Source organism: Parendozoicomonas sp. 209JJ7-1, assembly GCF_058147085.1.
Genome location: NZ_JBYVJU010000001.1, coordinates 271,903 through 297,976 on the forward strand (window position 1 = coordinate 271,903; position 26,074 = coordinate 297,976).

The following is a 26,074-nucleotide window of genomic DNA, read 5'->3' on the forward strand; positions in this document are numbered from 1 at the left end:
CTCAGGCCATCCATGGCCTTTGAAAACAGAAAACCATTCCCCGCCAATGTCAGCGTAACGGTTTACTGGTTTCTATAGCCATCATCCAGTTTTTCCAGACGGGTCAGCAGGCTGGAAGCATCCCAGCAGCGGCCACCCTGCTTCTGTACATCGCTGTAGAACTGGTCAACCAGAGCAGTCACCGGGAGGCTGGCACCATTGCGCCGGGCTTCCTGCAGGCAGATACCCAGATCCTTACGCATCCAGTCCACAGCAAAGCCATGGTCGTAATCCCCCGCCAGCATGGTTTTATAGCGGTTCTCCATCTGCCAGGACTGGGCCGCTCCTTTGGAGATCACCTCAACTACAGTTTCCGCATCCAGTCCGGCTTTTTGAGCAAAGTGCAGTCCTTCAGACAGCGCCTGTACCAGACCACCAATACAGATCTGGTTTACCATTTTGGCCAACTGGCCTGAGCCGCTCTCGCCTAATCGCTTTACGGAACGGGCATAAACATCCATCACCGGTTCCGAAGTCTGGTAAACAGACTCATCACCACCAACCATTACCGTCAGCACGCCATTTTCCGCGCCCACCTGACCACCGGAGACCGGCGCATCCAGAAAGCCGATGCCCTGCTCTTTTGCGATACCGTGAAGCTCCCGGGCCACTTCCGCGGATGCGGTGGTATGGTCAACAAATACACTGCCTTCAACCATACCGGCAAAAGCGCCCTGCTCTCCGAGACAGATGGAACGCAGATCATCATCATTACCCACACAGGCCATGACCAGCTCAGCACCTTGCGCAGCTGCCGCAGGAGTGGGTTTCATTTCACCGCCATGCTGTTCAATCCAGGCTTGGGCTTTACTGGTGGTACGGTTGTAAACCGTGACCTGATATCCAGCTTTTTGAAGATGGCCTGCCATGGGAAACCCCATAACACCAAGACCAAGAAATGCCACACGTTTGTTCATATCTAAACGTCCTTCATGGGTGATATTTTAATAACTCTGCCCGAGTACAAACTGCTGAGACCCAGGCATTAGCGAGCCTTTCTGTGAACACCGCAGTTTGTACCGGGAAGACTTGCTCTACTCAATGCCCAATACCGGAAGATTATAGAGATAAGGGCTGTGGTTATGCATTTGTGAACACTCCGTTCCGGATAGGAAAAATCTAGCGGCCTGACGGCTCCCCTGCACTTATGTACCACCCAGATTCTGCTATGGTAATGACCAGCACACAATGACCACTCACTTTCAAGAATAAAAAGAAACAGTGCGGCAGATTATGAAGATTATGAGTAGAGTACGTATCGGTGTTTTCGGAGCGGGCTGTATTGGCTGTTATATCGCCGCCCTGCTGATTCAAAAAAAATGCTCTGTCGTGTTAATAGGCCGTGAAACCATTGGCAATGCCATTGCCCGCGATGGTTTAAAAGCCACTGACTATCAAGGCAACAGCATAACACTTTCTCCAGAAGATATTGCCTTTCACACTTCTCCTGAAGCACTGACCGGATGCGATATTGTTTTTCTCTGCGTAAAAAGCCGCCACACATTGAGTGCTGCCAAAGAGATCGCCCTTTTCTGCCCAGATGCCACCGTTATCAGCCTGCAAAATGGTGTTGCGAATAAAAAGCGGCTGTTGAGTGAATTACCGGGCGGAACAGTTATACCCGGGATGGTGGCATTTAATGTGGTTAACATTTCCGGTTCACACTTTCATAAAGCCACCGAAGGCTATATCGCTCTTGAACAGAACCCCGCCTTAAACCCCGTGCGCACTGCGCTGGACAGTGCCTTGCAGACGAAATGGTACCGAAACCTGACATCCGTGCAATACAGCAAATTGCTTATGAACCTGAACAATCCGATTAATGCCATCAGCAATCTTCCATTAAAGGATGAACTGGCATCCAGCCACTACCGGCACCTTCTGGCCAAATGCATTCAGGAAGGGTTATCTGTCTATAAAGCCGCCGATATTCAAACGGTTGTTATTGGCAAAATCCCTATTCCCTGGCTGGCATGGCTGCTCAGGGCACCGGACTTTCTGTTTCGGCTTCTGGCATTCAACATGCTGAAAATCAGTTCGGAAGCACGGTCCAGTATGTGGCATGACCTGCAAAGACAAATGCCCACAGAGATTGATGACCTGAACGGGGAAATTATTCGCCTTGGGGAAATATACAATATTCCCACTCCGGTTAATCGGGATATTTATAAGCAGATTCAGGAAAAGGAGAATTCATTCTCTTCAAAAGCCGCCTCCTGCCCAGAATGATTAAACAAACCACGTTCGTAGAACGTGGGCTATCTCATTCAGCCCAACAGGGTAGATGTATGTTCATGAAACATCCGGACTAAGGAATAAGGTATGGGGGGATCAAAATAGCTGGCAGACTATAAATTGTGGCCGGTATACTTGAAATATCATGCTATGGTCGGGTAATAGCTGGCTGGATATAAATGAGCAAAAAAGTTATGACAGAGAAGAACAAGGCTGACGATTCTACACCTGTTCAGAAAACACCGGAACAGTGGCGTAAACAACTGACACCGGAGCAGTATCGGGTATGTCGGGAGCAGGGGACGGAAGCGCCATTCAGTGGCGAGCACCTCCATAATACCGAGACGGGCCTGTACACCTGCACATGCTGTACGGCACCGTTATTCTTATCCGATGCCAAGTTTGAAAGTGGCTGCGGCTGGCCAAGCTATTGGGAGGCGGTGTCTGAAAAGGCGGTTCTATATCGGGAAGACCGAACGAAGGGTATGGTTCGTACAGAAATTCTGTGTGCGAACTGCGGGTCTCATCTTGGCCATGTATTCCCGGATGGCCCTCCACCCACAGGATTGCGCTACTGCATCAACTCCGTGTCCATGGAGTTTTCCGCCAAAGAAAAGTAGCCAGACAAACGTCAGACAAAGTCTTACGACGTTTGTTCCAGCCAGTGGCCCAGTTTTTTCTCCAGTAATTTCCGGTCAAAGGGTTTGCTGATGTAATCCTGCATACCGTTTTGCAGACACCTTTTACGGTCATGTTCAAAGGCGTTGGCGGTCAGGGCAATGATGGGAATATCTCTGTAGTCTGACTGTTTGCGCAGCTCCCGGCTTGCATCGTAGCCATTAAGGACAGGCATATTACAGTCCATCAGGATCAGATCGCAGACGAGTTCTTTCCGGGGTGACTGAATGTTGACTTTGCACACCAGGTCCAGGCACTGCTGGCCATTACGGGCTGTTTTCACCTTATAACCCATCTGTTCCAGCATGCCCTTGGTGACCATAAGATTGGTAGGATTGTCTTCCACGATCAAAATGGTTTTTGACTGGGGGACGACAGGCGTGCATTTGACTTCGAGAGCTATGGGTTTTGTTGTGTGGGTGGCTTTTCTCAGCTCCGCAGCAAGTGCCAGAACGGCTGTCCGGGTTACGGGCAAATAAATTGCCAGTGCTTCCTGTGTAATGTTCTGATGATGGTTTAACGGAATATAGCGGTTCGGTGTCTCCGACAGATGTGCTCTGGTCACTGTTGTAACCAGTGTCTCATTGGCCAGGTTTTTCATTATCTGCTGTGGCCAGGGGCCGTACCAGTTAAGGCAGGTAATATTGAGTCCTGCCTGGGGTCCATATTCAAACAGGGCTTCAGACAATAGAGGCTCCGCCAGAACCGTCAGCTTAGGAATGTTCTGACTGAGCGGAATTTGGGGTTGTTCAGCAGGCTCAACTTTGTATGGGATTAACAGGTGGAAGCTACTGCCATATATAGAGTTGCGGCTGGCCTGGAGTTTACCGCCAATGGCTTCTGCCATATTCCGGGAGAGAGTCAGGCCCAGGCCTGAGCCGCCAAATAAACGACTAATCTCGTCTGATGCCTGAGAGAATGCCTGGAAAATGGTCTCCAGCCGGTCTTCAGGTATACCTATGCCGGTATCTTTGACGGTGATATGCAGACGGACATGGTTGTCTTTTTTGTCTTTCTCAGCATGGACAACAATGGCTATCTGCCCCTGTTCAGTAAATTTCAGGGCATTACTGATCAGGTTATTAATAATCTGCTGTAGTCGTGTAGGGTCACCGATTACCCGCTTGGGAACCGAACTCTTGATAATACCCTGGAGAATAAGGTTTTTCTGGCAGGCCTGTTCAGAGAAGAGGTTGACGGTGTTCTCAAGGGTTTCATGGAGATCAAAGGGGATGGACTCGAACACCAATTTTCCCGATTCAAATCGTGAGAAGTCCAGAATATCATTGATAAGCTGCAGTAACTGTTGGCCGGAGTGCCTGGCGACGGTCAGGCGGTGTTTTTGAACCTTATTGTTGGCTTGGTCCATGGATAGGTCAACCAGCCCCAACAGGCTGTTAAGGGGCGTACGTATCTCATGGCTCATACTGGCCAGAAGGGTCGCACGGGCCTGGGCTATCTGCAGGGCATCTTTCCGGGCATTCTCCAGCTCTTTATTGGATTCTATTAATTGCTTATTCCTGGTATTCAGTTCGTTGGTGCGCTTGGCGATACTGCTTTCCAGTGTTGCGAGATGATCCCGGAGCTGGCGCTCAGCCCGAAAGCGACGTTTGGCATTGCTGTTGATGGAATAAAGCAGGTTGTTGATCTCATCAACCAGGCGACCGATTTCATCCTGGCTGTGTCCTTCGGGGCAGGGCAGCTGTGATGTGGTTTGTTCGTGATTGCGAATCTGGCTCAGGGACTCAGTCAAGGAGGTCAGTGGCTTGGTCAGCATACGGTAAAACATCAGCAACAGGATAATGGCCATGGCAAAGCCTTTCACCAGACCGGTAAAAAATGTTGTCAGTGCCCGCTGAATAAATGTGACACCGTAGTTAAAGGTATCAATTTCCAGTTGCAGGTAGCCCAGTTGTTCTTCCGGATCATAATCCACCCTGAGGTCATGACGGTAGATGCGGCTGCCCTGGAACAGAACATCACTGATCCAGCGGGCCTGGTCCTGCCTCCGTTCCCGACGAACCACCCCAAGTTTCTGGTTGGAGTCGTCCCTTATTTCCGCGCTGATAATGGCTGGAGAGCGCATCAGGCCATTTAACAGTTCCTGGGCAAGTTCCGTGTCAATGTTATAAGCAATCCGTGCGGCGGGGGCACTGCTGATTTCCAGCAATGCGGATATTTCATCGTCAATAGCTTTATTTTGCTGATGATAATCAAGGGCAATCTGGATAAAGCTGAAAGTCAACCCGGTAATAAATGCAACGATCAGTGTGTAACGTGTCTGACGGAAGGATAACCGCTGGCTGAAATGGGTGGCTTTATCCACGTAACCTGTCTTCCCTGGCTGTTGCCTTTTTGCAGTATTCTATCGTTATTTGTCCAGATGTACATTTTCCCGGAAAAAGCAGGAAGGGACAGAAGTCGGTGGATTTTTGTTTTTGGGTGAAAGCGTGGGTTCTTGAGATGGATTATTTGAAGCTAAACCCTAACCCGGATATTTCATGAAAAAAGCCAGGTCAACAATTTACCAATAAAATAACCAGAGAATCAGCGGTTGTGACAATAATGGTACAAAATCCGGGTTGAAATTCCTCTTGTCTCCCCCCATAAAAAGTACAATATAAGCAGTCGTGGAGAAAAAAACCGAATGAAGCGTATCCTGTTATTCCTTGCCACCAACCTGGCAATCGTACTGGTTCTGGGCATAGTCACCAACATTGTGCTGCCTATACTGGGGCTGAATACCCGGGGCTATGGTGGCCTGCTGGTATTCGCCATGATCTTTGGATTTGGCGGTGCGTTTATCTCGCTGGCGATTTCCCGCTGGGTAGCAGTACGTTCCACCGGTGCTCAGATTATTGAACAGCCCCGGAATTCTACGGAACACTGGCTGATGGAGACCGTCTCCCGTCAGGCTCAGTCTGCGGGTATTGCCATGCCCCAGGTGGCAGTTTATGACTCGCCGGAAATCAACGCCTTCGCTACCGGCCCCAGTAAGAACAAGTCTCTGGTAGCAGTGAGTACCGGGCTGATCCACAGCATGACCCAGGAAGAAGCAGAAGCAGTTCTCGGCCATGAAGTATCCCACGTAGCCAACGGCGATATGGTGACCCTGACCCTGATCCAGGGCGTAGTGAACACCTTCGTTATCTTTATCGCCCGGGCTATTGCCATGATGATTGATAACTTCCTCAAGGGAGACGATGAAGAAGGCGGCCTGGGCATGTTCGCCTATATGGGCGTAGTCTTTGTCCTGGAGATGCTTCTCGGTATTGGTGCCAGTATTATCGTTGCCTGGTTCTCCCGCCAGCGGGAATACCGTGCCGATGAAGGAGGTGCCAGCCTGGCCGGACGCCATAAGATGATTGCCGCCCTCCAGCGCCTGCAGCAGGGTCAGGAATCCCAGCTTGAAGGTTCACTGATGGCCTTTGGCATCAACGGCAAGCGCAGTATGGCGGAGATGTTCCTGAGTCATCCCCCCCTGGAAAAGCGTATTGCTCATCTGCAAAGCCTGTAATACTGGCCTACTTCACTGACCGGGGTTCTCCCCGGTCAGTCTTCTTGAGAAATCAGAGGCTCTGCCTGTAGCTCTGGTGGAGCAACTGTTAGCATTAAACAGATGCCAGGGGATAAAGCACCATATCCCGATAACCAGCCAGTACCTGAACAGTACCGGCAAGTTCACTGTCCAGTTTGGTATCGCCGGTATCCACTAAAAGTGGTCGACCATCCAGTGCCTTAAGCTTGGTTTTTGTCGCGACCACCAACAGTCCGTCACGACCCTCTCTCTCCAGTAGCAGCCTGATAACAGTCGGACTTAATTGTTGATTGCCACGTCCCAGAATATGGCCCTGGCCACCAATCCCGGTCACCATAATCCGTATCGAATCAATATGGCTGTTGATGGCCTGAATAATATCCTGCTCCCGTACATCATTGCCCAGCAGCTGACCATCACAGTGCATATCAACCCCAAGCAGGGTGCTTTCATAACCAAGAGCAGCAAGAATGCCCGCCGTAGTTGAACCCGGTCCGGAAATTAACAGAGTGTTGTCGTCCAGCCGTTCCTGCAGGTCATCGGCGATATCCTGCAGTACCAGTTCTTCAAGCTCTACGCCCCCCTGCTTGACATGCTGGAGGAACTGACCAGCTTCCGGCACCAGCAATTCACCGTAATGGCGGGCCCGCACCCGACCTTCCCGGAAAGCCTGTTCATCGATATCCCGTACTTCCCGGAGGCGGATATCCACCAGTTTGCCTGACACCAGAGCGACAATAATTTCCCCGGCTGCGGAAGGGCTAACGGCATAAACACTGGAGTGAATTTTCACACCGGCAGGGATACCCAGAACCGGCAGTTTCTCAGGCACAGTATCAAAGATATTCCTGGCTGTACCATCTCCACCGGCAAACAGCATCAGATCAACACCATGCTCTACAAAAGCTTTGACCGCAGCAATTGTATCATCGGCAGTCGTCTGTCTGCTGGCTGGTGATCCCAAAAGCTGTGTCTGAAAACCCATCTCCTGCAGCAGATCTTCCCCCATGGTTCCAGACCAGGCGTAAAACAGGAGACTCTCTTTAACAGGCAACAATTTCTCCAAGGCCAGGCGCGCCCTCAACTGAGCTTTTGGCTGAGCGCCCAATCCCAGGGCTTTAGCCACTATGTCCACGCCATCGCTGCCTTTCAGGCCAACAGAACCACCAATACCAGCCAGGGGGTTAATCACAAAGCCAATGGAAAACTGTGGCATCAGTGCCTCTTTCTTATGTGTGAACCATTATATTTCAGGGGCAGAGCAGAGATTTGTCTGAAAGCCGTATCCTGAAAGTCTGTCGTGTATACCCAGAGAGCCCTCAGCCACGGATACCTGCAGGGTATTAAACTCTCGTCGTTTGGGATAGTTACGGCGCAGCAGGTCAAATTCCCGGGGGATATTATCGGGAAAACTGGTCACCGCCTGGCGGAGACGAATATCATCCCGGTAAATATCATAAACACAGCGTACCGCTATGGCGGTGATCTCTTCGGGGTACTCCCCCTGCACCGTCAGGGTGTGCAATACCGGCGCAGGCACAACATCCTGAAACTGCACAGAAACTTCCCGCCCGAAGTAATTACAGGCCGCCTGGTAAATCATGGCTGTACCCCGCACTTTGCCATCCAGACTGTAACCGGCAATATGGGGCGTACCTATGGTCACAAGTTTGAGCAGTTCCGGGTCCAAGGCCGGTTCACCGTCCCAGACATCCAGCACAGCGGTCAGCCCCCGGTTTTCCTGCAGACAGGACTTCAAAGCAACATTATCTATCACCTCCCCCCGACCGGCATTGATCAGAATGCTACCCGGCTGCAGTTTTTCCAACCGCTCGCCGTTCAGCAGATAATGGGTTGGATGCTCGCCCCCTGTAGTAAAGGGCGTATGAAGGGTGAGTACATCCACCCGTTGCAGCAACTCATCTATGGACAGGTTCTCACCAGGTACCTCTTTGAAAGGATCACTGATCAGGCACTCTACACCCAGCGCTGTTAACCTGCGATAGAGCCTGCCACCCACCTGCCCGTATCCGACAATACCCACCCGACGGTCAGACAGGGAAAATCTCTTCTGCTCACTCAAGGTGTCCAGAGCCGCCAGCACGTAATCCACCACAGCATCTGCGTTACAGCCTGCAGCAGAGGCGAAACCAATATTATTCTGTTGCAGCCATGCCTGATCGACATGATCGGTACCACTGGTGGCTGTCGCCACAAAACGCACTCTGCTGCCTTCCAGCAGCGCCCGGTTAACCCTGGTCACGGAACGGACAAGCAGCATATCGGCATCTGCCACATCTGCCGGGGACATGTTTCGCCCATGGCAGGTGGTTATTTTCCCGAATTCTGAGAAAAATTCAGACAGCATGGGAATATTTTCATCGGCAATGATATTCATTGAATACTGGTGACTTCCTTCATGAGAACAAGGACGGATCATCATAAGAAATGATCACGGACCTGCCCGGGATGTTTGAGAACCAAATGGTATAATGCCACCTGCCTTCTCAGCAATTTCCTGACCGATGCATTATTTATCCATGCCCAATATCCATACCAACAACAGTTATACCAATAAAAGCCATATCCGCGATTGCCAGGCCCTTATTTCCATCTTTCACCACTGTTTTCTGGATAGCTATCACACCCACCTGAAGGGAGGGGCTGAGGAACCCCTCTATACGCCAGCAACCATAGACAGCCCAGCCATTATTCATTTTACCCGGGATTATTTTTCCAGCGCTCTCCATGAAATCGCCCACTGGTGCATTGCCGGTCCTGCCCGCCGCCTGCAGGAAGATTACGGTTACTGGTATGAACCGGACGGGCGTACCAGCGAACAGCAGAGGTTATTTGAATCTGTGGAAGTCAAGCCCCAGGCTCTCGAATGGCTGTTCTCAGCCTGCTGCGATATTCCGTTCCACATCAGCGCAGATAACCTGAATGGCGATGATAGTATCAGTGACACTTTCAAACAGGCCGTATGTGCCCAGACACAGGATTATTACCTCAACGCCCCAAATGAACGAGCCGACACTTTTGCCAGGGCCTTACAACAATACTTTCGACCTGGCAGGAAGCTTATACAGGATGAGTTCACCATAAGTCATATTTAAATATAAAAACTACTGCCAGAATCCGCTTATTTATAGAGGTGAGCTAAATAAAGCGCATGCAGTAACAGGTAATAAAAAAGCAACAGCCAATATACAATAGGCAGATTCCCACTGTTAACCAACAGCCTGTCGGACGCAACCGACCGGCTTTTTCACATCGGCTTTTTCACATTAGGTTGGCGTTAAGCCCGGCAGGCTCCTAGTGCAGAAAAAGGTCATTCAGAGCATTCGATAGTTCCGGAAACTGGAAACGAAAACCCAGGCTGTCCAGCCCTGCCGGGACAGGTTTCTGCCCTTCCAGCAGTAAAATCGCCCCTTCCCCCAACAGCATTTTCAACACCCATGCAGGCATGGGCATAATGGCCGGACGATGCAGTACCTTACCAAGGCTTCTGACAAATGTACGGTTATCAACCGCATCGGAAGAGACAAAATTATAAGGGCCGGAAGCACTGGCGTTTTCAAGCAGATGCAGAATCCCGTTGACCATATCGTCAATATGAATCCATGACATGCACTGTTCACCACTCCCCAGCGGCCCTCCCAAACCTAAACGAAAAGCAGGCAACATACGAGCCAGGGCACCATACGCCCCGTGAAGCACAATACCTGTGCGCAAAAGACATAAGCGGGTATGGTTATGGATTTTCTTTGCGGACTCCTCCCAATCTGCACAGAGTTGAGCCGCAAAATCGCTTCCGGCGGATTCCCGTTCAGTTAATGGCTCACTGCCTCTTTTTGTACCATAAAATCCGACTGCGGATCCGCTGATAAATACCTCTACCGGGGACTGTCGCTGGTTCAGCCAGCGAACCAGCGAGTCCGTTAAAGCTATACGACTATCCCGAATTACCTGCTTACGGGAAGGTGTCCAGCGGCGGTCAAGAATACCTTCACCAGCCAGGTTAATACACGCCTCTGGATCAGCTCCTTCAGGCCACTCCTCCAGGCGGTTAATGGCTATAACGTCAGGCCCGAGAATATTCGCAACAATACTGGCAGGCTGTCGACTCCATACAACAACCTCCCATCCTCGCGCCTGTAGACGAGGCACCAGAAAACGGCCAATAAACCCCGTGCCTCCGGTCAGCAGCAATCGCCTCCCCTGCTCAGTGTTTTTTCCCATTATCTGCCCTCCCTTTTAAACCTGCGCTCAGTCATAAGGAGTCTACAATGCCTGCTCACTATCAAACGCCATCAAAAATATTTGCTTTCTTTTCCATCAGCTGCAGGGATGTCAGTTTGATGAAAATGGCCATATCCTGTTAAAAGAAATAGAAACCGGAAAAAGCACACTGATGAACTTTTCTGATGATGAATTCTGAAGGCACTCTGGACAATGCTCATTTACCACAACTCCGACAGTACAACTCCAGCCTGTTAGAATTTTATACCCAATGAAGGAAGGGCTATCATGAAAAGCCATCAGAACAGGCTCTTAGTCTATGAATACTCTGACAAGAATGAAAACAACACCATTACGCCTTACCTGTTTCCTACTGCCCGCCATACTGGGCCTGTCAGCCCAACTCACCGCTCAGCAGCCGGAGGGGAGTAATCATCCACCGGGACAGACCGCAGCAAAAACAACTCCTGAATCCGTACCGTTTGACAGGGAAACGCTGCTGCAGCTGGTGCAAGGCAAAGGCTGCGCCAGCTGTCATGGTACCCGGGGACAGGGGAATTCCATGATGAAAGGTCCAAAGCTGGCCGGACAAACCAAAAACGACTTGATAACAAAAATCAAAGCCTACAGAAGCGGGGAAAGAAACAACCCCACCATGGCTATGATGACCTACTCACTGACCGATGATGAGATAAACCAGCTAGCCACCTGGTTCAGTCGGTTTCCCTAAATCCTCAACATACTTTAGGGGCTGCTATGCTTGCCCCGGCAAAAATACAACAGGAACAGGCCAATGCCTCAAATCGGAGTTATTACCAGGCTTTTTGGCCTTATAGTTTTTCTTTTCCATTCAACGCTCGTATCTGCTTCTTATTTCGATACCAAAACCGGGACAACCATGTACAGGGTTTTTACCGACGGAATTTTTGATCTGGCCCACCATGGTCATTTTGAAGCCATCCAGAAGACCCGGGCATCAGCGGCCGATTTTCTGGGTGTCGATCCCGGCCAGATTTTTCTTATCGTTGGCATTTCAGGAACTGACGAAGAGAGGCAAAAGTATAAACGCCGACCGGTTCTTACTCTGGACGAAATAAAAAAAGCACTGAGTTATGTGAAAGGCGTTGATGAGGTCGCATTTACCCCTCTGGTCACAACAAAAGCGGAAATTGAAGCTAACCAGTACGACCTTGTAGTTGCGGGGGAGGATTACACCATTAAAGATCGTTATAACCTTCGTCACCAGATATCAAAAGGCTGGATATACTATAAAGATGCCATTCTGGCCAACAAATTCGCCACCCACTCAAGAACCCCCAATATCAGCACCACGGAATTAATCCGCCGCACCACCCAGCGTCAGCTTGATGACCTGAAAAAGAAAATGAAAGATGCAGGAGCGGGAATTCACCCCTGCATAGACACAGTTGTTCAACTGCTGGATGAATACTATCCGGAATCAGCCTTATATACGCCGGTTTCCAGCCCTCAGAGCGAGCCATCCGGAATTAACTGGCATCCCGTGACTGATACTGATCTTCCCCTTCAGCATGAGGAAGCAAAAGGTTCAGGACAACAGCGGTCAAGGCGCACAGACTTATCCCTTTCAGAGTCAGGCCGAAAACGGTAATCGCCAGGTCTCCAATACCAGACACCAGCACCAGGGCCACAATTACCAGATTACGGGGCATGCTGAGGTCAACCTTGGCTTTAATCAGTGTATTCATACCGACAGCGGCGATAGAACCGAACAGAAGAACCATAATACCGCCCATAACTGGCGTGGGAATTGTCGCCAGGAATCCGCCCACCTTCCCGATAAACGCCACACAGATAGCGATAACAGCGGCCCAGGTCATAATTTTCGGGTTATAGGACTTGGTCAGCATAACCGCGCCGGTCACTTCGGAGTAGGTGGTATTGGGCGGCCCTCCCAGAAAACCGGCAAAAGACGTCGCCAGGCCATCGCCTAACAGCGTGTTCTGCAGTCCTGGCTTTTTCAGGTAATTCTTACCAGTTACAGAACTGATCGCCAGCATATCACCGATATGCTCAATTGCTGGAGCAATAGCCACCGGAATCATGTAGAGAATCGCATTCATATTCCACTCTGGGGCAATAAAGTCGGGTGCCGCAATCCAGGCCGCATCGGCCATGGGGGTAAAATCAATCACGCCCATAAACAGCCCGGCGATATAACCAGCGGCAATACCACAAAGAATTGGAACCAGCTTCAGCAGCCCTTTTGCCACAACGGATACACACAGAGTGACCAGCAGGGAAACAGAGGCCAGAACCATGGAGGTCTGGGGATCAATAGAAGGATTTGCTATACCGTTGGCCATATTGATTGCAACAGGGGCCAGCCCCAGACCAATTACCATAATCACAGGGCCAATAACCACCGGCGGAAACAGGCGATACAGGAATCCATTGCCACGCATCCGGACAATTGTACTCAGCAGCACATAAAACAGACCGGCTGCAATCAATCCGCCCATAGTGGCAGGCAGCCCCCACTCGGCAATACCGAATGAAATAGGAGCAATAAAAGCAAAGGATGAAGCCAGAAAAATAGGCACCTGACGACGTGTAACAAGCTGAAATATCAGCGTACCAGCACCTGCTGTAAAAAAAGCGACATTAGCATTCAAGCCGGTAAGAAGCGGAACAAGAACAAGTGCGCCAAAGGCGACAAACAACATCTGACCACCCATCACAGCCTGTCCGAACACTGGCATTTCCTGGGTAGCTGGCTGGTTTTTAGACATGGCGTCCATTCCCTTTTTTTAAAGCGATTTTAGCGAGCTTTCATATCTAAGGGAATGAAACAGGGAATCCTTGGAAATCTAAGGGAATGGAACAGGGAATCCTCTGAAAAGAATTCCCTTTCTTCGAAAGGCTGCAAGTACATGTGCAGTGATAAGATGGCGCGTCCGGGAGGATTCGAACCTCCGACCGCCTGGTTCGTAGCCAGGTACTCTATCCAGCTGAGCTACGGACGCGCAGTTTCAACATTCTTCCCCCACACGACAACGCTAAACCTTCTGACAAAGTGGGCCATAATAAAGGTATAAAAACAGGCAAAACTATGCCCGTTATGCAAGGGTTCTCTAATCAGAGGAGATGTATAGAAAAATAAGTGGCGCGCTCAGGAGGATTCGAACCTCCGACCGCCTGGTTCGTAGCCAGGTACTCTATCCAGCTGAGCTATGAGCGCTGCATCACGGGTTGCGAACTATAAAGATGCTCCCCACATGAGTCAACTGCAAATACCACAATATTTTATTCATAATTGCCTCCACAACTTCACATAAAACTGCAAAATAACAGCGGTCAGGTTGTGCAATGTATTAAATGTGCGTGCTGTGCTCTGGATAAAAACTACACACTGAGAATCCAAATCTCCTACCAGGTGCCAAACATGCAGCAGCTCTTAGATGCTGTTCATGATCTTTCGTGGAAAGCGAAAAGGTCGAGAAATATACCCGCCCACTCACAAATTGAACGGGACCAGGAGTACCATATTTTCCTACCCTGACAGTGGTACTCCTTTATAATTGCATCTTTTAAAACGCCCTTCTCTTCAATCAATTTCTGGACGCACGAAATGCCGGCTGCGAATGAATTAAAAAAAGGCCAGATCGTTGAAATCAACGGCCATTACTATCAGGTCAAAAATAACGAGGCCAAAAGCCCCTCCTCCCGTGGAGCCCAGACCCTTTACAAGATCCGTTTCAGTCAGGTGCCCGGTGGCCGCAAACTGGAAGGCTCCTACACCGGCGGAGATCAGTTTACCGCTGTAGACATGCAGCGCCGTGAGTCCTCTTTCCTGTACAAGGACGGCAATTTCTACACATTTATGGATAGCGAAGATTACACCCAGTACAGCCTGGGTGAGACCCAGCTGGAGGAACAGTTGCCTTACCTGCAGGATGGCATGGAGAATATCCTGGTGATCCTGGTTGAAGACCGGCCCCTGGCCATCGAACTGCCCCAGTCCATCATTATGGAAGTGGTTGATACCTCTCCGGCAATCAAGGGAGCCACCGCAGCCGCCCGTACCAAACCGGCCCGCATGACCACAGGTCTGGAAGTTCAGGTACCGGAATACCTGGCCCCCGGTGAAAAGATTAAAATCAATACCGAAACCGGCAAATTTATGTCACGGGCCTGATATTCAAAGCTAAGAGTAATTATCTTGAGCAACAGTCACTACCTTAAAGAATTGAGCAAAGCCCTGTACAAGCTCAAATCCTGGCAGCACACAGCATTTGCCACAGCCATGGCCCAGCGCAGCCTCAGCAACTACAGCCTGTTTTCTGAAGTCACCGGCTTTGGTGACAACAGCGAACTGATCCATTCCCTGAATATGCTGTGGGACCACACCGCCGGCCAACAGTCCGCCAAAAACTTCGAACGTCTGCTGGAACGACTGGAAGAGCAGACACCAAATGTCGACGACTTTGATATGTACGGCGTTTACCCGGCCCTGGATGCTATTGTCGCACTGACGACAGCTGTCCACTGCGCAATGGAGCCTTCCAGTGAAGATGCCCTGAGTAATGCCCGGCTGACCCTCACCACCATCGGCAAATTTATCAGTCAGACAGAAACACCTGAGCTGAAAGGCACTGAGCTTAATCAATATATCGAACAACACCCGCTCACCCTTCAGCACCTGGATTTTATTGATGAAACCGTCAGCCTGCTTAAAAAAGCCAAGCCCAATCCGGAAATGAAGAAAGCCCTTCGGGAGCTGGCCACCAATAATGGTATAAGCAATATTGGTATCAGTCTGGAAGGTTGACACTCCAGAGACCAGCCGAGAGGAAAGACGTGATTTAAATGACGGAACCTCAAAAAGGTCTGTCATTTAAATCCCCCCAAACAATGAAAGCCCCGGCAAATATCTATACAATTCACGACAATCCAGGGGGAGTGAAGTTATGGATATTGCCGAATTTGAAAATCTGATGCTGACCATCCTGGTGCCATCTCTTATTCTGTTTATGGGGTTTATTGTCTGGGATATTGCCCGTAAACATAATGCTGGTAAATTCGGTACGTTTATTCTGTTTGGCACCCTTGGATTTGGCGTACTGGGATTTGCTATTAAAAAGCTGATCGCCATGAACCTCGGCATTGAATAATCAACACTCACATTAACAGCTCAATGATAAACGACTCTCAAAATAAATATTCTGCGTGCTCTGCCTTTGATCTGTACCTGTCGCCGAGACTGTTTTTCATGCTGGCACGCCTTGGGCTGGTGACTGCTCTGCTAGTGATTACCACACTGGCTCTGATACCCCCGGAGCAGGTTCCCATGGCCAGCCTTGGGGACAAAGTTCTTCATGCATCAGCCTTTCTGACTCTGGCGGCACTGGTCGACGCCTCTTTTCCCCGTACTGGCTGGAGCTGGAAAAAATTTCTAGCCCTGACCGCCTATGGCACGGCCCTGGAAATTGCTCAGAGTTTTCACCCCCTGAGAACATTTGCTCTGGATGATATTGCCGCAGATATTGCCGGGCAGCTTCTTTACCTTCCCTTGGTGCCTGTAATGAAAAAGCTTCCCGTCAGCCGGTTGCGCTGGCATATCAGAAATTTCTAGCGCAGCCTGAGCCCAAAACGCTGAAAAACAAAGCTGCATATCCACAGGGGGCCAATCAAAAGAAACTGCACATCCTTGAAGAAAGACGGTTTTTTCCCCTCAATATGATGCCCAACAAACTGGAAAACCCAGGCCACAACAAACAGCACCAGAGACGTCCAGAGGAGGACGTCATGTCCCATTTCCTGTAACAGAAGTATAACCGCCACCATCACAGCCACAAATCCAGCCATAACCAGGGCGAGGGGAACAGAAAGCCTCAGGTAAAACGCCAGCGCTCCCGCCATAAAGGTAATGGCCAGCCAGGGAGTTAACACCCACAGCAATCCGATAACACAGAAAGTAATTACAGGTACACAGACCCAGTGAATCCGCTTATTAGTGGGATTCTGGTGACTTTCCCCATACTCCCCAAGCCATTGCTCTATGGTTCTCGACTTGTTCATATCACACCCTCCGTACTACACCCATACCCGGAGCACATAAAAAACTTAAAAAGTTTTTATTATTTTCTACAACTATTACAAATAATGTACAATTTGATGTCAAAATCACTACGTGCCCACCGAATTATAGAGGCACATTTCAGACCCGACCGATAACGAGTATTCATGACCAGCCTTTTCTTTGATAAACGCATACAGACAGATATGGAGCGGGCCGGCCTGCCCGGATTTGATGCTCTGTGGAATATGGAAAGGGAGTGGATAGAACCCATCAACAAGCGTCGCAAGGGCTGGAGCGGCGTAGCCCGTGTTGAACTGTCCAATGTACCTCCGCTGTTTGTAAAGTGGCAGGAGAATCACAATACCCGCACCCTCCGCCACCCTTTAAAGGGCATCCCAACCTATCTCCGCGAGCTGCAGGGCATTTACCACTTTCAAAAACAGAATATTCCCACAGTTACACCGGTTTATTACGGAGAGCGCACGATTGATGGCAACCATCAGGCCATTCTGATTACCCGGGCGCTTGATGAGTATCAGGATTTATTCGCCATTAACCAACAGGGTAACGAAGAACGCACGTTCTCCGCCCTTCAGGAACTGGCTAACGTGGTAAGGCGCATGCATGACAAGGGGCTGGCCCACTACTGCCTCTATCCAAACCATGTTTTTGCCCGTTTTCAGGATAATAATAAAGTCGATATTCGCCTGATAGATCTGGAAAAAGTCCGCCGGGACCCGCTGAACACACGAATGAGAATGAAAGACCTGTACTGTTTTCTGCGTCACGCCAACGCATTCACGCTGGCTGCCAGAAAGCACCTGATAAACAGTTATTTCAGCGAAGGAAAAATCCCTGGCGCTGAAAAACTGCGTACCCGTCTGGAGAGAAAGCTCAGTCAACCGGGGTAAACACAATGTGCCCCGGCTCAATCTGGTAGTTCACAGCTTTACCCTGGAGATTAGCCAGAACAGAGTCTTTCGGGGCAACAAACAGCAGCAGTCCCTCAAGGCGTTTGGCCACAATATTTGCTAAAGCATCAAGAACCAGAAGCTGGACAAGGTTTGACTGCACAGAAATATCTTTACCAGAGATATTTACATTTTTCAGGAAAACAGCCCGCTCCCGGGCGTTAATATCCAGCTCCGATGTACCATGAAGCTCCATTGCCATTCGGCCGGTTGAAAACTGCCCGGCAAAATCCACATCCACTTCCCCCGGGATTACCCAGCGCAAACTTCGCCGGCTGTCTCCAAATTCAATTCTGGGCGTCTCCAGATAAAGATGGGCCCGGGCCGTTGCCGGTAAATCCACCGTCACTATCTGGGGGCCGGGAAACCCCTGGTCTACCAAGCCCTGAAACTGGTCCTGGGTCAGGGAGACATCTCTGGAGCCGGAACAACCAAACACCAGCAGGGCAACACACAACAGGCACAGAGAGCGGGACAGGGATTTTATCATTAGCATATCGACTCCAGTCGCTTGAGAAAAGCCGGCCTGCGGGATGCGATACCATCAGCCCAGCGTATCGGCTCAGGTAAACGATAACCCCGGCATGCAGCCAGCACCAGTTTTACCGCCCCATCAATGCTGACTTTATGGCCTGTCGATACATACAGAGGGCGAACGCCGGTTCGACTTCGCACCACGAAACCCACCGACTCCTCCTTATCATTTAAAGGAACAACAGAACCGGCTTCTTCCGGAATCTCGCCATGCTGACCTACCAGTCGGCTCTTCCCCACACCGATAGTCGGAACACCCACCAGCACACCAAAATGGCAGGCAATTCCAAACCGTCTGGGATGGGCGATACCCTGCCCATCACAGAACAGTAAATCCGGTTTTACAGAGAGCTTTTCCCAGGCCGCGAGCAAGGCCGGACATTCACGAAAAGAAAGATAACCGGGAATATAGGGAAAAGTTGTTGGAGTACGGGCCACCGCATACTCCACCAACTGGAGCTCCGGCCAGCTGAGCACAGTTATCACACCACGGGTGACTTTCTGCCCCCAGGCATCTGTCTCAAAGCCCGAATCAGCACCGGCGACATAACGCAGATTCCCGGGATTTCCAATAGCAACAACCTGCCCGGCCAGATGGTTCTGCATCTGCCGGGCTTCAGCAATTGAAGTTGGCCAGTTATGGGGTAAAGCGTCCATTATCGTAGCGAAAAAAGTCCGACAGGCTTCTGGATAGGGTTCAACGTAAAAAACACACCCCGGGAACAGAACTAATATAACCTACTTCCGGATACAGACACGGTTTGCACACACGGAGTCAGCATACCCACCACCCCGTAACGGGGTACTGTCAACCTTGAGATAAATTATGCAGATATTGAGACATCTGTCATTAAAGACTGCGCCATTCATTCTGGGGCTTGCACTGCTGTCCGGATGCTCGGAAGAGAAAACCGGTACGACACAGGGCAAAATGCCACCTCCGGCAGTATCCGTGGTGACAGTCGTGAGCGAACCGGTTGGCCAGTACGGGGAATTTGTGGCCCGTACCGAAGCCAGCGAAACCGTAGAACTGCGAGCTCGTGTAGAAGGCTTTATTGAGCAGCGTAATTTTATGGAAGGGGAAACGGTCAGAAGGGGTCAGCTGCTATTCAAAATTGATCAGGCGCCTTTTAAAATCACCCTGGCCCAGGCCAAAGCCAACCTTGCCAGCGCCAAGGCAGAAGATATCCGGGCCAGCGCTGACCTTAACAGGGGCCGCGAACTCTTCCCCCAGGGACATATCAGCCGCGCCAACCTGGACACCCTGATCAGCAACGCAGCCAAAGCCAGCGCCACTATGGAGGCGGCATCCGCGCAACTGGAAAATGCCCGGATAAAACTTTCCTACACCGAAATCCATGCTCCCTTTGCCGGGCTTATCGGCAAAGAAACCTACAGTGTCGGCAGCCTGGTCGGACCAGGCAGTTCTCCCCTTGCCAGCCTGATCAAAATTGATCCTATTTACGTCAACTTCCAGGTGAATGAAAAAGACCTGCTGGACTACCAGGAGCAACATAAAAACGCCGGCATAAGCGGAATCAACCAGGAGTACGAGGCCACACTGCGCCTGCCCAACGGCTCCACCTATTCCGAGCAGGGCACCTTTGACTTCTCCGATATCAAAGTGGATGAGACCACCGGCACAGTTACCCTTCGGGCCAGCTTCCCCAACCCGGACAAACTGCTGCTCCCCGGATTATACGTCACCCTGATGATAGACAGCTCAAAAAAAGAAAACCTGCCCCTGATTCCCCAGTACGCAGTTCAGGAAAACCAGCAGGGCCGGTTTGTACTGGTAGTAAACGACGAAAACAAGGTAAATACCCGCATCATCACCACAGGCCGCCGCATCGGGCCTATGTGGGTGGTTGAGTCCGGTTTGAAGGCCGGTGAGAAAATTATTATTGCCGGGTTGCAGAAAGTTCGGCCCGGCGTTGTCGTCCAACCGGTTATGAAAGTCGTCGACACCATTACAGGTACAGTCAGCGATGCCGCGCCGGCACAGGGTTCCGCCCGTCCAGCTCCCGAAACCTCCGGGACCACTAACAAAGCTGGGTAATAAACAATGCTGTTCAGTCATTTCTTTATCAAAAGGCCAAAGTTCGCTTTTGTTATTTCTATTGTGATAACCCTTGCCGGTCTGTTGTCCCTGTTCAGCCTGCCGGTGAACATGTACCCGGAAATAGTCCCTCCGAAGGTGACCATCAGCGCCACCTATCCCGGTGCCAGTGCTCAGACTGTGGAAGAAACCGTTATCCGTCCCATTGAAGAGCAGGTCAATGGCGTTGAAGGCATGCTTTACATTGAATCAACAGCCAATAACAGTGGCCATGCGGAAATCACGGTCACCTTTGAGTCCGGCACCAATGTCAATATGGCCCAGGTTAACGTCCAGAACCGGGTCTCTATTGCTGAGCCGGTATTGCCTGAGGAAGTCCGCAGGCAGGGTCTGGTCGTCACCAAACAGTCCACCAATATGCTGATGGGGGTCAACCTGACTGGCAACCGGGAAGGTATGGACGACATTTTCCTCAGCAACTACGCCACCAATTACCTGACTGAACCCCTGGCCCGTATACCCGGTGTCGCCAAAGTCAATGTTATGGGTTCCCAGACTTACAGCATGCGTATCTGGCTGAACCCGGCCCGTATGGCCGCCCTTGATCTGACGGTTTCAGATATACGACAAACGTTGCAGGAACAGAATATTATCGTCGCAGCAGGTAAACTCGGTCAGGCACCTGCACCAGCAGACCAGCAGTTTGAATACACCATACAAGCCCAGGGTCGCCTTAAAGATCCGGAGCAATTCGGTAACACCATTATCCGTGCCCGTACCGATGGCTCCATTGTGCGCCTGCGGGATGTCGCCCGTATTGAAATCGGTGCCCAGACATACTCATCCGGCTCCAGACTGGATGGCAACCCCACCTCTTTTATCGTGATCTACCAGCTGCCCGATGCCAACGCCACCATGGTGGCCGACCGGGTATACAAAGAGATGGACAGACTGGCAAAGCAACTTCCGGAAGGGCTTGAATACCAGATACTGTACGACACCACCGACTTTATTAACGCCTCCATAAAGGAAGTGCGGGCCACCCTGCTCCAGGCCGTGGCCCTGGTCATACTTGTGGTATTCCTGTTTCTTCAGAACTTCCGTATGACCCTGATTCCTTCTATCGCCATTCCAGTCTCCCTGGTGGGCAGTTTCGCGGTTATGAAAGTGCTGGGGTATGACATTAACACCATCACCCTGTTCGGACTGGTACTGGCCATAGGGATTGTGGTGGATGACGCGATAGTTGTGATTGAGAATGTGGAGCGACATATCACCAAGGGAGGCATGTCTCCCCTTGAGGCCACCAAACTTACCATGAAAGAGGTAACCGGGCCGGTCATCGCCACCACACTGGTGCTGCTGGCGGTCTTTGTCCCGGTGGGTTTTATGCCTGGTATTACCGGCACACTGTATAAACAGTTCTCAGTAACGATTTCTGTTGCGGTTATTATCTCGTCCATCAATGCCCTGACCCTCAGCCCAGCCCTGTGCGCAACCTTTTTACGGGCAGATAAAATGAAGCACTTGACGTTTATGAAGCCTTTCGAGCGTCTGGTGAACTCTATAACCGGAGGATATAAAAAGACTGTCGGCTGGACCCTGCGCCGTTCAGCACTGATGGGCACTCTGTTCCTGGTTCTTCTGGGCTTTACCGGTTACATCATCAGCACCCTGCCTACAGGTTTTGTCCCCAAGGAAGACCAGGGCTATATCTTTGTTGATATGCAACTGCCGGACGCAGCCTCAGTGAATCGTACCGAAAAGGTAATGGCCAAGATAAACGATATGATCCTGGAAGAACCAGGGATCAGTAACTTTATCGGCATTACCGGCTTCAGCCTTCTTGGAGGCAGTGGCTCAAACAATGGCTTCGGTATTGTGGTGCTGGACAAATGGAAAGACCGCACAACACCGGAAACAGATATCAGCGCTATCGCCGGTCGTCTGCAGGGGAAACTCTGGACCCTGCCCGAGGCCCAGACCATGGCTTTTGTCCTTCCCCCCATTCCCGGGCTGGGCACAACCGGTGGCTTTGATTTCCGCCTCCAGGACACTCAGGGACGCAGCCCCCAGGAGCTGGCCGCCGTACTTACCGGTCTGGTTTTTGAAGCCAACCAGCAACCGGAACTGAACCGGGTCTTCTCCACTTACCGGGCCAGTGTCCCCCAGTACTTCCTGGAAGTGGATCGCAATAAGGCCAAGTCCATGGGCATAGCCCTGTCGGATATCTACCTGACCCTGCAGGCCCAGCTTGGCTCTTTGTATATCAATGACTTCAGTAAGTTTGGCCGGACCTACCAGGTGGTTATCCAGGCAGAAGGTGTGTACCGGTCAGCCCCGGATGATCTCCAGTACTTCTATGTCCGTAACCGCTCAGGAGAGATGGTGCCTTTGTCCACTCTTGCCAGGCTGACGCCGATTCAGGGACCGACAAGCATCAATCACTTCAATCTGTACCGTTCAGCCACCGTAAATGGTGAAGCCGCCCCCGGTTACAGCTCGGGACAGGCAATCAAGACCATGGGAAAACTGGTCAGCAATTTGCCAGAAGGATACACCTTCGAATGGGCCGGACAGACCCGGGAAGAGATTGAAGCCGGCAACCTGGCCCCTCTGCTGTTCGGGCTGGCTCTGTTGTTTGTTTACCTGTTCCTGGTGGCCCAGTACGAAAGCTGGAATATTCCCTTCGCTGTTATCGCCTCTGTCCCCATCGCCATCTTTGGTGCCGGGCTGGGCCTGCTGACCGCCAGCATGACCAATAATATCTACGCCCAGATAGGCATGGTACTGCTGATAGGCATCTCAGCAAAAACTTCGATTCTGATTGTGGAATTTGCCCTAACTAAACGGGAAGAGGGCATGGAGATCAAGGACGCCGCCCTGACCGCTGCGGGCCTGCGTTTCCGGGCAGTCCTGATGACAGCCCTCTCTTTTGTTCTGGGTACTGCGCCCCTGATGGTCGCCACCGGCCCGGGAGCCGCCAGTCGTACATCCCTGGGGATGACAGTGCTCTGCGGCATGCTTTCAGCCACTATTATTGGCACACTGCTAACCCCTGTGCTTTACAGCATCATCCAGAGTATGCGGGAAAAAACCAAAGCGGAAATTGAGCACCTGCAGAAGTGACCTGGTCATTGTCAATTCACCAACCACTCTGAACCCGGCCTTATGCCGGATTCCTTCTAAACCAAAGGGAAAATATCTGTAGTTTAAAAATCGACATACCAGGAATTGTTCACAATTAATAAATAACTTTTTCAGACGATTTCCCCGCTCCGGCATATACTTGACTAGCGTCTTGTGCCCTGCCCGGAACTGTTATGACTATTGCCAAACGGCTTGCTGACTACTTGGAACATAGTCAGGCTCATTTTGATATTGTTTCACATCCCTATACTGAAACGGCCCTTGATACCGCCCACTGCGCCTGTATTCCTTCGACAACCATGGTCAAAGCCGTTGTCCTGGCCGACGAAGAAGGGCCGGTTATGGCGGTACTGCCCGCCAGTAACAAATTAATGGTGAACTGGCTGAATCACAGCCTTGGTCGTCACCTGAAAATGGTGTCGGAAACAACATTACGCTGCCTGTTTTCCGACTGTCAGCCCGGAGCCATTCCCGCCTTTGGTCAGGCCTGGGGGCTGAACATTGCCTGTGAAAGTGATCTGAACACCGTCACAGATATCTATCTTGAAGGGGGCAACCACCGTGAGCTGGTTCATATGCACAGGGAACAGTTTCAGGAGCTGATGAAAAATCAGACCCACGAACACATAAGCTGTTCCCCTGAAGAGTCCGAACTCTATAAATGTGGTAACGATTGATAATCACACCCTCTGTAAATTGCTGAATTCAATACCAGAAAATTCTCTCTTCTTCGGGGCATGTTTCTCTCACACTCTTTTTTCCCTTCATTCATGGGCCGGCATACGAAGCACACGAATAAGTTAAACACCAACAGACAGGTATCCCCATTGAATACAAGAATAACTTTTATATTATTAATGTTCAGTGGGTAGATTCTTATCCCGGATGTTATCAACCTGGCCACGGAAAAACTGTTCACCTCCATCGACATGGTACAAATACTGAGGTTTTGATCCGCCTGAACAGGTAATAAACAGGTATGGCCCCCATGACCTGCGGGGTGGCCCGTTGTCCTATTGCGTATAAACCCGTGTAGACTCACCCTGCACAGGTCATCTTCCAAAGATATCTTCCAAAGACAAGCAGAAGACCAACGACTATGTACGACACCTCCCTGATCAATGGAAAAAGCTTTATCAATGGCGAATGGGTCGCAGCTGATTCCGGCGAAACCCTGCCTGTCTACAATCCAGCCACAGGTGAGTGTATAGCCGAAGTCGCCAAATGTGGCACCGCAGAAACCGCACGTGCGGTACAGGCGGCAAGCCATGCCCTGCCGACCTGGAAAGCCAAGACCGCCAAAGAACGCTCTGTTTTACTGAACCGCTTTTATGAACTGATGATGGAGCACCAGGACGAACTGGCCTGGCTGATGACCGCAGAACAGGGCAAGCCCCTGGCGGAAGCCAAGGGTGAAATAGCCTATGCCGCCAGCTTCCTGCAATGGTTCGCGGAAGAAGCCAAGCGTATTTATGGTGATACCATTCCCGCTCCCCGTCCGGGCCAGCGTATTGTTGTCACCCACGACCCCATTGGTGTTGTTGCCTGTATCACTCCCTGGAACTTCCCCAGCGCCATGCTTACCCGAAAGATTGGCCCGGCTCTGGCAGCGGGTTGTACTGTTGTGTGCAAGCCTGCCAATGCTACTCCGCTGTCGTCTTACGCCATTGCAGCCCTGGCTGAAAAAGCCGGTTTCCCTGCTGGTACCATTAACATCGTCACTGGTCATACTTCACAAATTGGTGATGAACTGACGTCTAACCCCATCGTGAAGAAGCTGACCTTTACCGGTTCTACACCAGTGGGCAAACACCTTATGGAACAGTGCGCCGCAACTGTTAAGCGCACCTCCATGGAACTGGGTGGTAACGCGCCCTTTATCGTATTTGATGATGCCGACCTGGACGCCGCAGTACAGGGTGCCCTGGCTTCCAAGTACCGTAACGCCGGCCAGACCTGCGTATGCGCCAACCGCTTCCTGGTTCAGGACTCTATTTATGATGCCTTTGTCAGCAAGCTGGCTGCCGCCGTTTCTGAATTCAAGCTGGGCAACGGCCACAATGAAGGCGTGACCATGGGTCCGGTTGTGGATGAAGGAGCGGCGAACAGCATTTACAGATTTATCGAGGAAGCGCTCGAAAATGGCGCGAAAGCCGTTATTGGCGGCAAGCGTTCCGAACTGGGCAAAGGCTTTGTTGAACCCACCATTCTGGTGGATGTTACCAAAGATATGAAAGTCTACAGGGAAGAGATCTTTGGCCCTGTAGCGCCGATTTTCCGTTTCTCAACTGTCGACGAAGCCATTGAGATGGCCAACGATACCGAGTTTGGCCTGGCCAGTTACTTCTACACCCGGGATATTGGCCGGGTATGGAAGGTCAGCGAAGGGCTGGAGTACGGTATTGTCGGCATTAACGAAGGCATTATCTCTACCGAAGTCGCGCCTTTCGGTGGCATGAAAGAGTCCGGTAATGGCCGTGAAGGTTCCAGGTACGGTATTGATGACTATGTAGAAATCAAATACCTGTGCATGGGTGGTATTGACGAGTAATCCAGGAACCCGTCGG

23 protein-coding genes, 2 tRNA genes and 1 pseudogene are annotated in these 26,074 nt (G+C 50.9%); 15 read left to right on the plus strand and 11 right to left on the minus strand.

Going from position 1 to position 26,074, the window contains the following annotated elements:
- Window positions 1-62 precede the first annotated feature (62 nt).
- Window positions 63-956, minus strand: a complete 894-nt coding sequence (locus tag ACY2RQ_RS01215; RefSeq protein ID WP_490111121.1) for an NAD(P)-dependent oxidoreductase — start codon at window positions 954-956, stop codon at window positions 63-65.
- A 325-nt stretch (window positions 957-1,281) separates the two neighbouring features.
- On the opposite strand from ACY2RQ_RS01215, the gene ACY2RQ_RS01220 reads away from it, so the two are divergent.
- Window positions 1,282-2,268, plus strand: coding sequence for a 2-dehydropantoate 2-reductase (locus ACY2RQ_RS01220; RefSeq protein ID WP_490111122.1), 987 nt, complete (start codon window positions 1,282-1,284; stop codon window positions 2,266-2,268).
- A gap of 185 nt (window positions 2,269-2,453) precedes the next feature.
- Window positions 2,454-2,894 carry a peptide-methionine (R)-S-oxide reductase MsrB gene (gene msrB / locus ACY2RQ_RS01225; RefSeq protein ID WP_490111123.1) on the plus strand — a complete coding sequence of 147 codons (441 nt, stop codon included), beginning with the start codon at window positions 2,454-2,456 and terminating at the stop codon, window positions 2,892-2,894.
- 23 nt (window positions 2,895-2,917) lie between these two features.
- On the opposite strand, the gene ACY2RQ_RS01230 is transcribed toward msrB, so the two are convergent.
- Window positions 2,918-5,278 (minus strand): response regulator, encoded by a 2,361-nt coding sequence (locus ACY2RQ_RS01230; RefSeq protein WP_490111124.1) that lies wholly within the window; start codon window positions 5,276-5,278, stop codon window positions 2,918-2,920.
- Window positions 5,279-5,599: 321 nt separating this feature from the next.
- On the opposite strand from ACY2RQ_RS01230, the gene htpX reads away from it, so the two are divergent.
- Entirely contained in the window at window positions 5,600-6,469 is an 870-nt protein-coding gene (gene htpX / locus ACY2RQ_RS01235; RefSeq protein WP_490111125.1) for a protease HtpX, read from the plus strand.
- Window positions 6,470-6,563: 94 nt separating this feature from the next.
- On the opposite strand, the gene ACY2RQ_RS01240 is transcribed toward htpX, so the two are convergent.
- Together ACY2RQ_RS01240 and pdxB are read right to left on the minus strand one after the other, a co-directional pair.
- Entirely contained in the window at window positions 6,564-7,706 is a 1,143-nt protein-coding gene (locus ACY2RQ_RS01240; RefSeq protein ID WP_490111126.1) for an ATP-NAD kinase family protein, read from the minus strand.
- A gap of 27 nt (window positions 7,707-7,733) precedes the next feature.
- On the minus strand, window positions 7,734-8,888 hold the full coding sequence (gene pdxB / locus ACY2RQ_RS01245) for a 4-phosphoerythronate dehydrogenase PdxB (protein WP_490111127.1): 1,155 nt from the start codon (window positions 8,886-8,888) through the stop codon (window positions 7,734-7,736).
- A 127-nt stretch (window positions 8,889-9,015) separates the two neighbouring features.
- On the opposite strand from pdxB, the gene ACY2RQ_RS01250 reads away from it, so the two are divergent.
- A complete protein-coding gene (locus tag ACY2RQ_RS01250; RefSeq protein ID WP_490111128.1) occupies window positions 9,016-9,606 on the plus strand; it encodes an elongation factor P hydroxylase in 591 nt (196 codons plus the stop codon).
- A 199-nt stretch (window positions 9,607-9,805) separates the two neighbouring features.
- Here ACY2RQ_RS01250 and ACY2RQ_RS01255 read toward each other — a convergent pair whose 3' ends face one another.
- Window positions 9,806-10,732, minus strand: coding sequence for a TIGR01777 family oxidoreductase (locus ACY2RQ_RS01255; RefSeq protein ID WP_490111129.1), 927 nt, complete (start codon window positions 10,730-10,732; stop codon window positions 9,806-9,808).
- Between the two features lie 319 nt (window positions 10,733-11,051).
- On the opposite strand from ACY2RQ_RS01255, the gene ACY2RQ_RS01260 reads away from it, so the two are divergent.
- Window positions 11,052-11,462 (plus strand): c-type cytochrome, encoded by a 411-nt coding sequence (locus tag ACY2RQ_RS01260; protein ID WP_490111130.1) that lies wholly within the window; start codon window positions 11,052-11,054, stop codon window positions 11,460-11,462.
- Window positions 11,463-11,630: 168 nt separating this feature from the next.
- Window positions 11,631-12,068, plus strand: a pseudogene (locus tag ACY2RQ_RS01265) (nucleotidyl transferase family protein); the annotation flags it as partial.
- 172 nt (window positions 12,069-12,240) lie between these two features.
- Here the strand turns inward: ACY2RQ_RS01265 and ACY2RQ_RS01270 are convergent.
- The 3 genes from ACY2RQ_RS01270 to ACY2RQ_RS01280 all read right to left on the minus strand — a co-directional run bounded on the left by ACY2RQ_RS01270 (window position 12,241) and on the right by ACY2RQ_RS01280 (window position 13,952).
- Window positions 12,241-13,503, minus strand: coding sequence for a uracil-xanthine permease family protein (locus ACY2RQ_RS01270; protein ID WP_490111131.1), 1,263 nt, complete (start codon window positions 13,501-13,503; stop codon window positions 12,241-12,243).
- A 157-nt stretch (window positions 13,504-13,660) separates the two neighbouring features.
- A tRNA-Arg gene (locus ACY2RQ_RS01275) sits at window positions 13,661-13,737 on the minus strand.
- 138 nt (window positions 13,738-13,875) lie between these two features.
- Window positions 13,876-13,952: transfer RNA gene (locus ACY2RQ_RS01280), tRNA-Arg, on the minus strand.
- Window positions 13,953-14,342: 390 nt separating this feature from the next.
- Between ACY2RQ_RS01280 and efpL the strand changes: the two genes are divergently transcribed.
- The 4 genes from efpL to ACY2RQ_RS01300 all read left to right on the plus strand — a co-directional run bounded on the left by efpL (window position 14,343) and on the right by ACY2RQ_RS01300 (window position 16,346).
- Window positions 14,343-14,909: an elongation factor P-like protein EfpL gene (efpL, locus tag ACY2RQ_RS01285; RefSeq protein ID WP_490111132.1), complete on the plus strand. Its 567-nt coding sequence runs from the start codon at window positions 14,343-14,345 to the stop codon at window positions 14,907-14,909.
- A 24-nt stretch (window positions 14,910-14,933) separates the two neighbouring features.
- A complete protein-coding gene (locus ACY2RQ_RS01290; RefSeq protein ID WP_490111133.1) occupies window positions 14,934-15,542 on the plus strand; it encodes a YjaG family protein in 609 nt (202 codons plus the stop codon).
- Window positions 15,543-15,681: 139 nt separating this feature from the next.
- On the plus strand, window positions 15,682-15,885 hold the full coding sequence (locus ACY2RQ_RS01295) for a DUF2788 domain-containing protein (RefSeq protein ID WP_490111134.1): 204 nt from the start codon (window positions 15,682-15,684) through the stop codon (window positions 15,883-15,885).
- Between the two features lie 98 nt (window positions 15,886-15,983).
- A complete protein-coding gene (locus ACY2RQ_RS01300) occupies window positions 15,984-16,346 on the plus strand; it encodes a VanZ family protein (RefSeq protein ID WP_490111135.1) in 363 nt (120 codons plus the stop codon).
- Here the strand turns inward: ACY2RQ_RS01300 and ACY2RQ_RS01305 are convergent.
- The gene (locus tag ACY2RQ_RS01305) at window positions 16,343-16,792 is read right to left on the minus strand and encodes an Mpo1 family 2-hydroxy fatty acid dioxygenase (protein ID WP_490111136.1); all 450 of its coding nucleotides are present in this window, start codon (window positions 16,790-16,792) and stop codon (window positions 16,343-16,345) included. The two genes, ACY2RQ_RS01300 and ACY2RQ_RS01305, sit on opposite strands and share 4 nt — an antisense overlap.
- 165 nt (window positions 16,793-16,957) lie before the next feature.
- On the opposite strand from ACY2RQ_RS01305, the gene ACY2RQ_RS01310 reads away from it, so the two are divergent.
- A complete protein-coding gene (locus ACY2RQ_RS01310; protein ID WP_490111137.1) occupies window positions 16,958-17,704 on the plus strand; it encodes a lipopolysaccharide kinase InaA family protein in 747 nt (248 codons plus the stop codon).
- On the opposite strand, the gene ACY2RQ_RS01315 is transcribed toward ACY2RQ_RS01310, so the two are convergent.
- Together ACY2RQ_RS01315 and nfi are read right to left on the minus strand one after the other, a co-directional pair.
- Window positions 17,688-18,260: a hypothetical protein gene (locus ACY2RQ_RS01315; RefSeq protein WP_490111138.1), complete on the minus strand. Its 573-nt coding sequence runs from the start codon at window positions 18,258-18,260 to the stop codon at window positions 17,688-17,690. The two genes, ACY2RQ_RS01310 and ACY2RQ_RS01315, sit on opposite strands and share 17 nt — an antisense overlap.
- Complete coding sequence (nfi, locus tag ACY2RQ_RS01320; RefSeq protein WP_490111139.1) at window positions 18,254-18,955, minus strand: deoxyribonuclease V; 702 nt, start codon at window positions 18,953-18,955, stop codon at window positions 18,254-18,256. The genes ACY2RQ_RS01315 and nfi overlap by 7 nt, the downstream gene beginning before the upstream one ends.
- Window positions 18,956-19,124: 169 nt before the next feature.
- On the opposite strand from nfi, the gene ACY2RQ_RS01325 reads away from it, so the two are divergent.
- The 4 genes from ACY2RQ_RS01325 to ACY2RQ_RS01340 all read left to right on the plus strand — a co-directional run bounded on the left by ACY2RQ_RS01325 (window position 19,125) and on the right by ACY2RQ_RS01340 (window position 26,058).
- Window positions 19,125-20,357: an efflux RND transporter periplasmic adaptor subunit gene (locus ACY2RQ_RS01325; RefSeq protein ID WP_490111140.1), complete on the plus strand. Its 1,233-nt coding sequence runs from the start codon at window positions 19,125-19,127 to the stop codon at window positions 20,355-20,357.
- 6 nt (window positions 20,358-20,363) lie between these two features.
- Window positions 20,364-23,486 (plus strand): efflux RND transporter permease subunit, encoded by a 3,123-nt coding sequence (locus tag ACY2RQ_RS01330; protein ID WP_490111141.1) that lies wholly within the window; start codon window positions 20,364-20,366, stop codon window positions 23,484-23,486.
- 194 nt (window positions 23,487-23,680) lie between these two features.
- Window positions 23,681-24,184, plus strand: a complete 504-nt coding sequence (locus ACY2RQ_RS01335; RefSeq protein WP_490111142.1) for an aminoacyl-tRNA deacylase — start codon at window positions 23,681-23,683, stop codon at window positions 24,182-24,184.
- A 422-nt stretch (window positions 24,185-24,606) separates the two neighbouring features.
- Entirely contained in the window at window positions 24,607-26,058 is a 1,452-nt protein-coding gene (locus ACY2RQ_RS01340; RefSeq protein ID WP_490111143.1) for an NAD-dependent succinate-semialdehyde dehydrogenase, read from the plus strand.
- The last annotated feature ends 16 nt before the right edge of the window (window positions 26,059-26,074 follow it).

What these genes read in the sequence shown, in the direction of transcription:
- ACY2RQ_RS01215 (WP_490111121.1), bottom strand. Translation starts at nt 956, where the DNA reads ATGAACAAACGTGTGGCATTTCTTGGTCTTGGTGTTATGGGGTTTCCC.
- ACY2RQ_RS01220 (WP_490111122.1), top strand. Translation starts at nt 1,282, where the DNA reads ATGAGTAGAGTACGTATCGGTGTTTTCGGAGCGGGCTGTATTGGCTGT.
- msrB (WP_490111123.1), top strand. Translation starts at nt 2,454, where the DNA reads ATGAGCAAAAAAGTTATGACAGAGAAGAACAAGGCTGACGATTCTACA.
- htpX (WP_490111125.1), top strand. Translation starts at nt 5,600, where the DNA reads ATGAAGCGTATCCTGTTATTCCTTGCCACCAACCTGGCAATCGTACTG.
- ACY2RQ_RS01240 (WP_490111126.1), bottom strand. Translation starts at nt 7,706, where the DNA reads ATGCCACAGTTTTCCATTGGCTTTGTGATTAACCCCCTGGCTGGTATT.
- pdxB (WP_490111127.1), bottom strand. Translation starts at nt 8,888, where the DNA reads ATGAATATCATTGCCGATGAAAATATTCCCATGCTGTCTGAATTTTTC.
- ACY2RQ_RS01250 (WP_490111128.1), top strand. Translation starts at nt 9,016, where the DNA reads ATGCATTATTTATCCATGCCCAATATCCATACCAACAACAGTTATACC.
- ACY2RQ_RS01255 (WP_490111129.1), bottom strand. Translation starts at nt 10,732, where the DNA reads ATGGGAAAAAACACTGAGCAGGGGAGGCGATTGCTGCTGACCGGAGGC.
- ACY2RQ_RS01260 (WP_490111130.1), top strand. Translation starts at nt 11,052, where the DNA reads ATGAATACTCTGACAAGAATGAAAACAACACCATTACGCCTTACCTGT.
- ACY2RQ_RS01270 (WP_490111131.1), bottom strand. Translation starts at nt 13,503, where the DNA reads ATGTCTAAAAACCAGCCAGCTACCCAGGAAATGCCAGTGTTCGGACAG.
- efpL (WP_490111132.1), top strand. Translation starts at nt 14,343, where the DNA reads ATGCCGGCTGCGAATGAATTAAAAAAAGGCCAGATCGTTGAAATCAAC.
- ACY2RQ_RS01295 (WP_490111134.1), top strand. Translation starts at nt 15,682, where the DNA reads ATGGATATTGCCGAATTTGAAAATCTGATGCTGACCATCCTGGTGCCA.
- ACY2RQ_RS01300 (WP_490111135.1), top strand. Translation starts at nt 15,984, where the DNA reads ATGCTGGCACGCCTTGGGCTGGTGACTGCTCTGCTAGTGATTACCACA.
- ACY2RQ_RS01305 (WP_490111136.1), bottom strand. Translation starts at nt 16,792, where the DNA reads ATGAACAAGTCGAGAACCATAGAGCAATGGCTTGGGGAGTATGGGGAA.
- ACY2RQ_RS01310 (WP_490111137.1), top strand. Translation starts at nt 16,958, where the DNA reads ATGACCAGCCTTTTCTTTGATAAACGCATACAGACAGATATGGAGCGG.
- ACY2RQ_RS01315 (WP_490111138.1), bottom strand. Translation starts at nt 18,260, where the DNA reads ATGCTAATGATAAAATCCCTGTCCCGCTCTCTGTGCCTGTTGTGTGTT.
- nfi (WP_490111139.1), bottom strand. Translation starts at nt 18,955, where the DNA reads ATGGACGCTTTACCCCATAACTGGCCAACTTCAATTGCTGAAGCCCGG.
- ACY2RQ_RS01325 (WP_490111140.1), top strand. Translation starts at nt 19,125, where the DNA reads ATGCAGATATTGAGACATCTGTCATTAAAGACTGCGCCATTCATTCTG.
- ACY2RQ_RS01330 (WP_490111141.1), top strand. Translation starts at nt 20,364, where the DNA reads ATGCTGTTCAGTCATTTCTTTATCAAAAGGCCAAAGTTCGCTTTTGTT.
- ACY2RQ_RS01335 (WP_490111142.1), top strand. Translation starts at nt 23,681, where the DNA reads ATGACTATTGCCAAACGGCTTGCTGACTACTTGGAACATAGTCAGGCT.
- ACY2RQ_RS01340 (WP_490111143.1), top strand. Translation starts at nt 24,607, where the DNA reads ATGTACGACACCTCCCTGATCAATGGAAAAAGCTTTATCAATGGCGAA.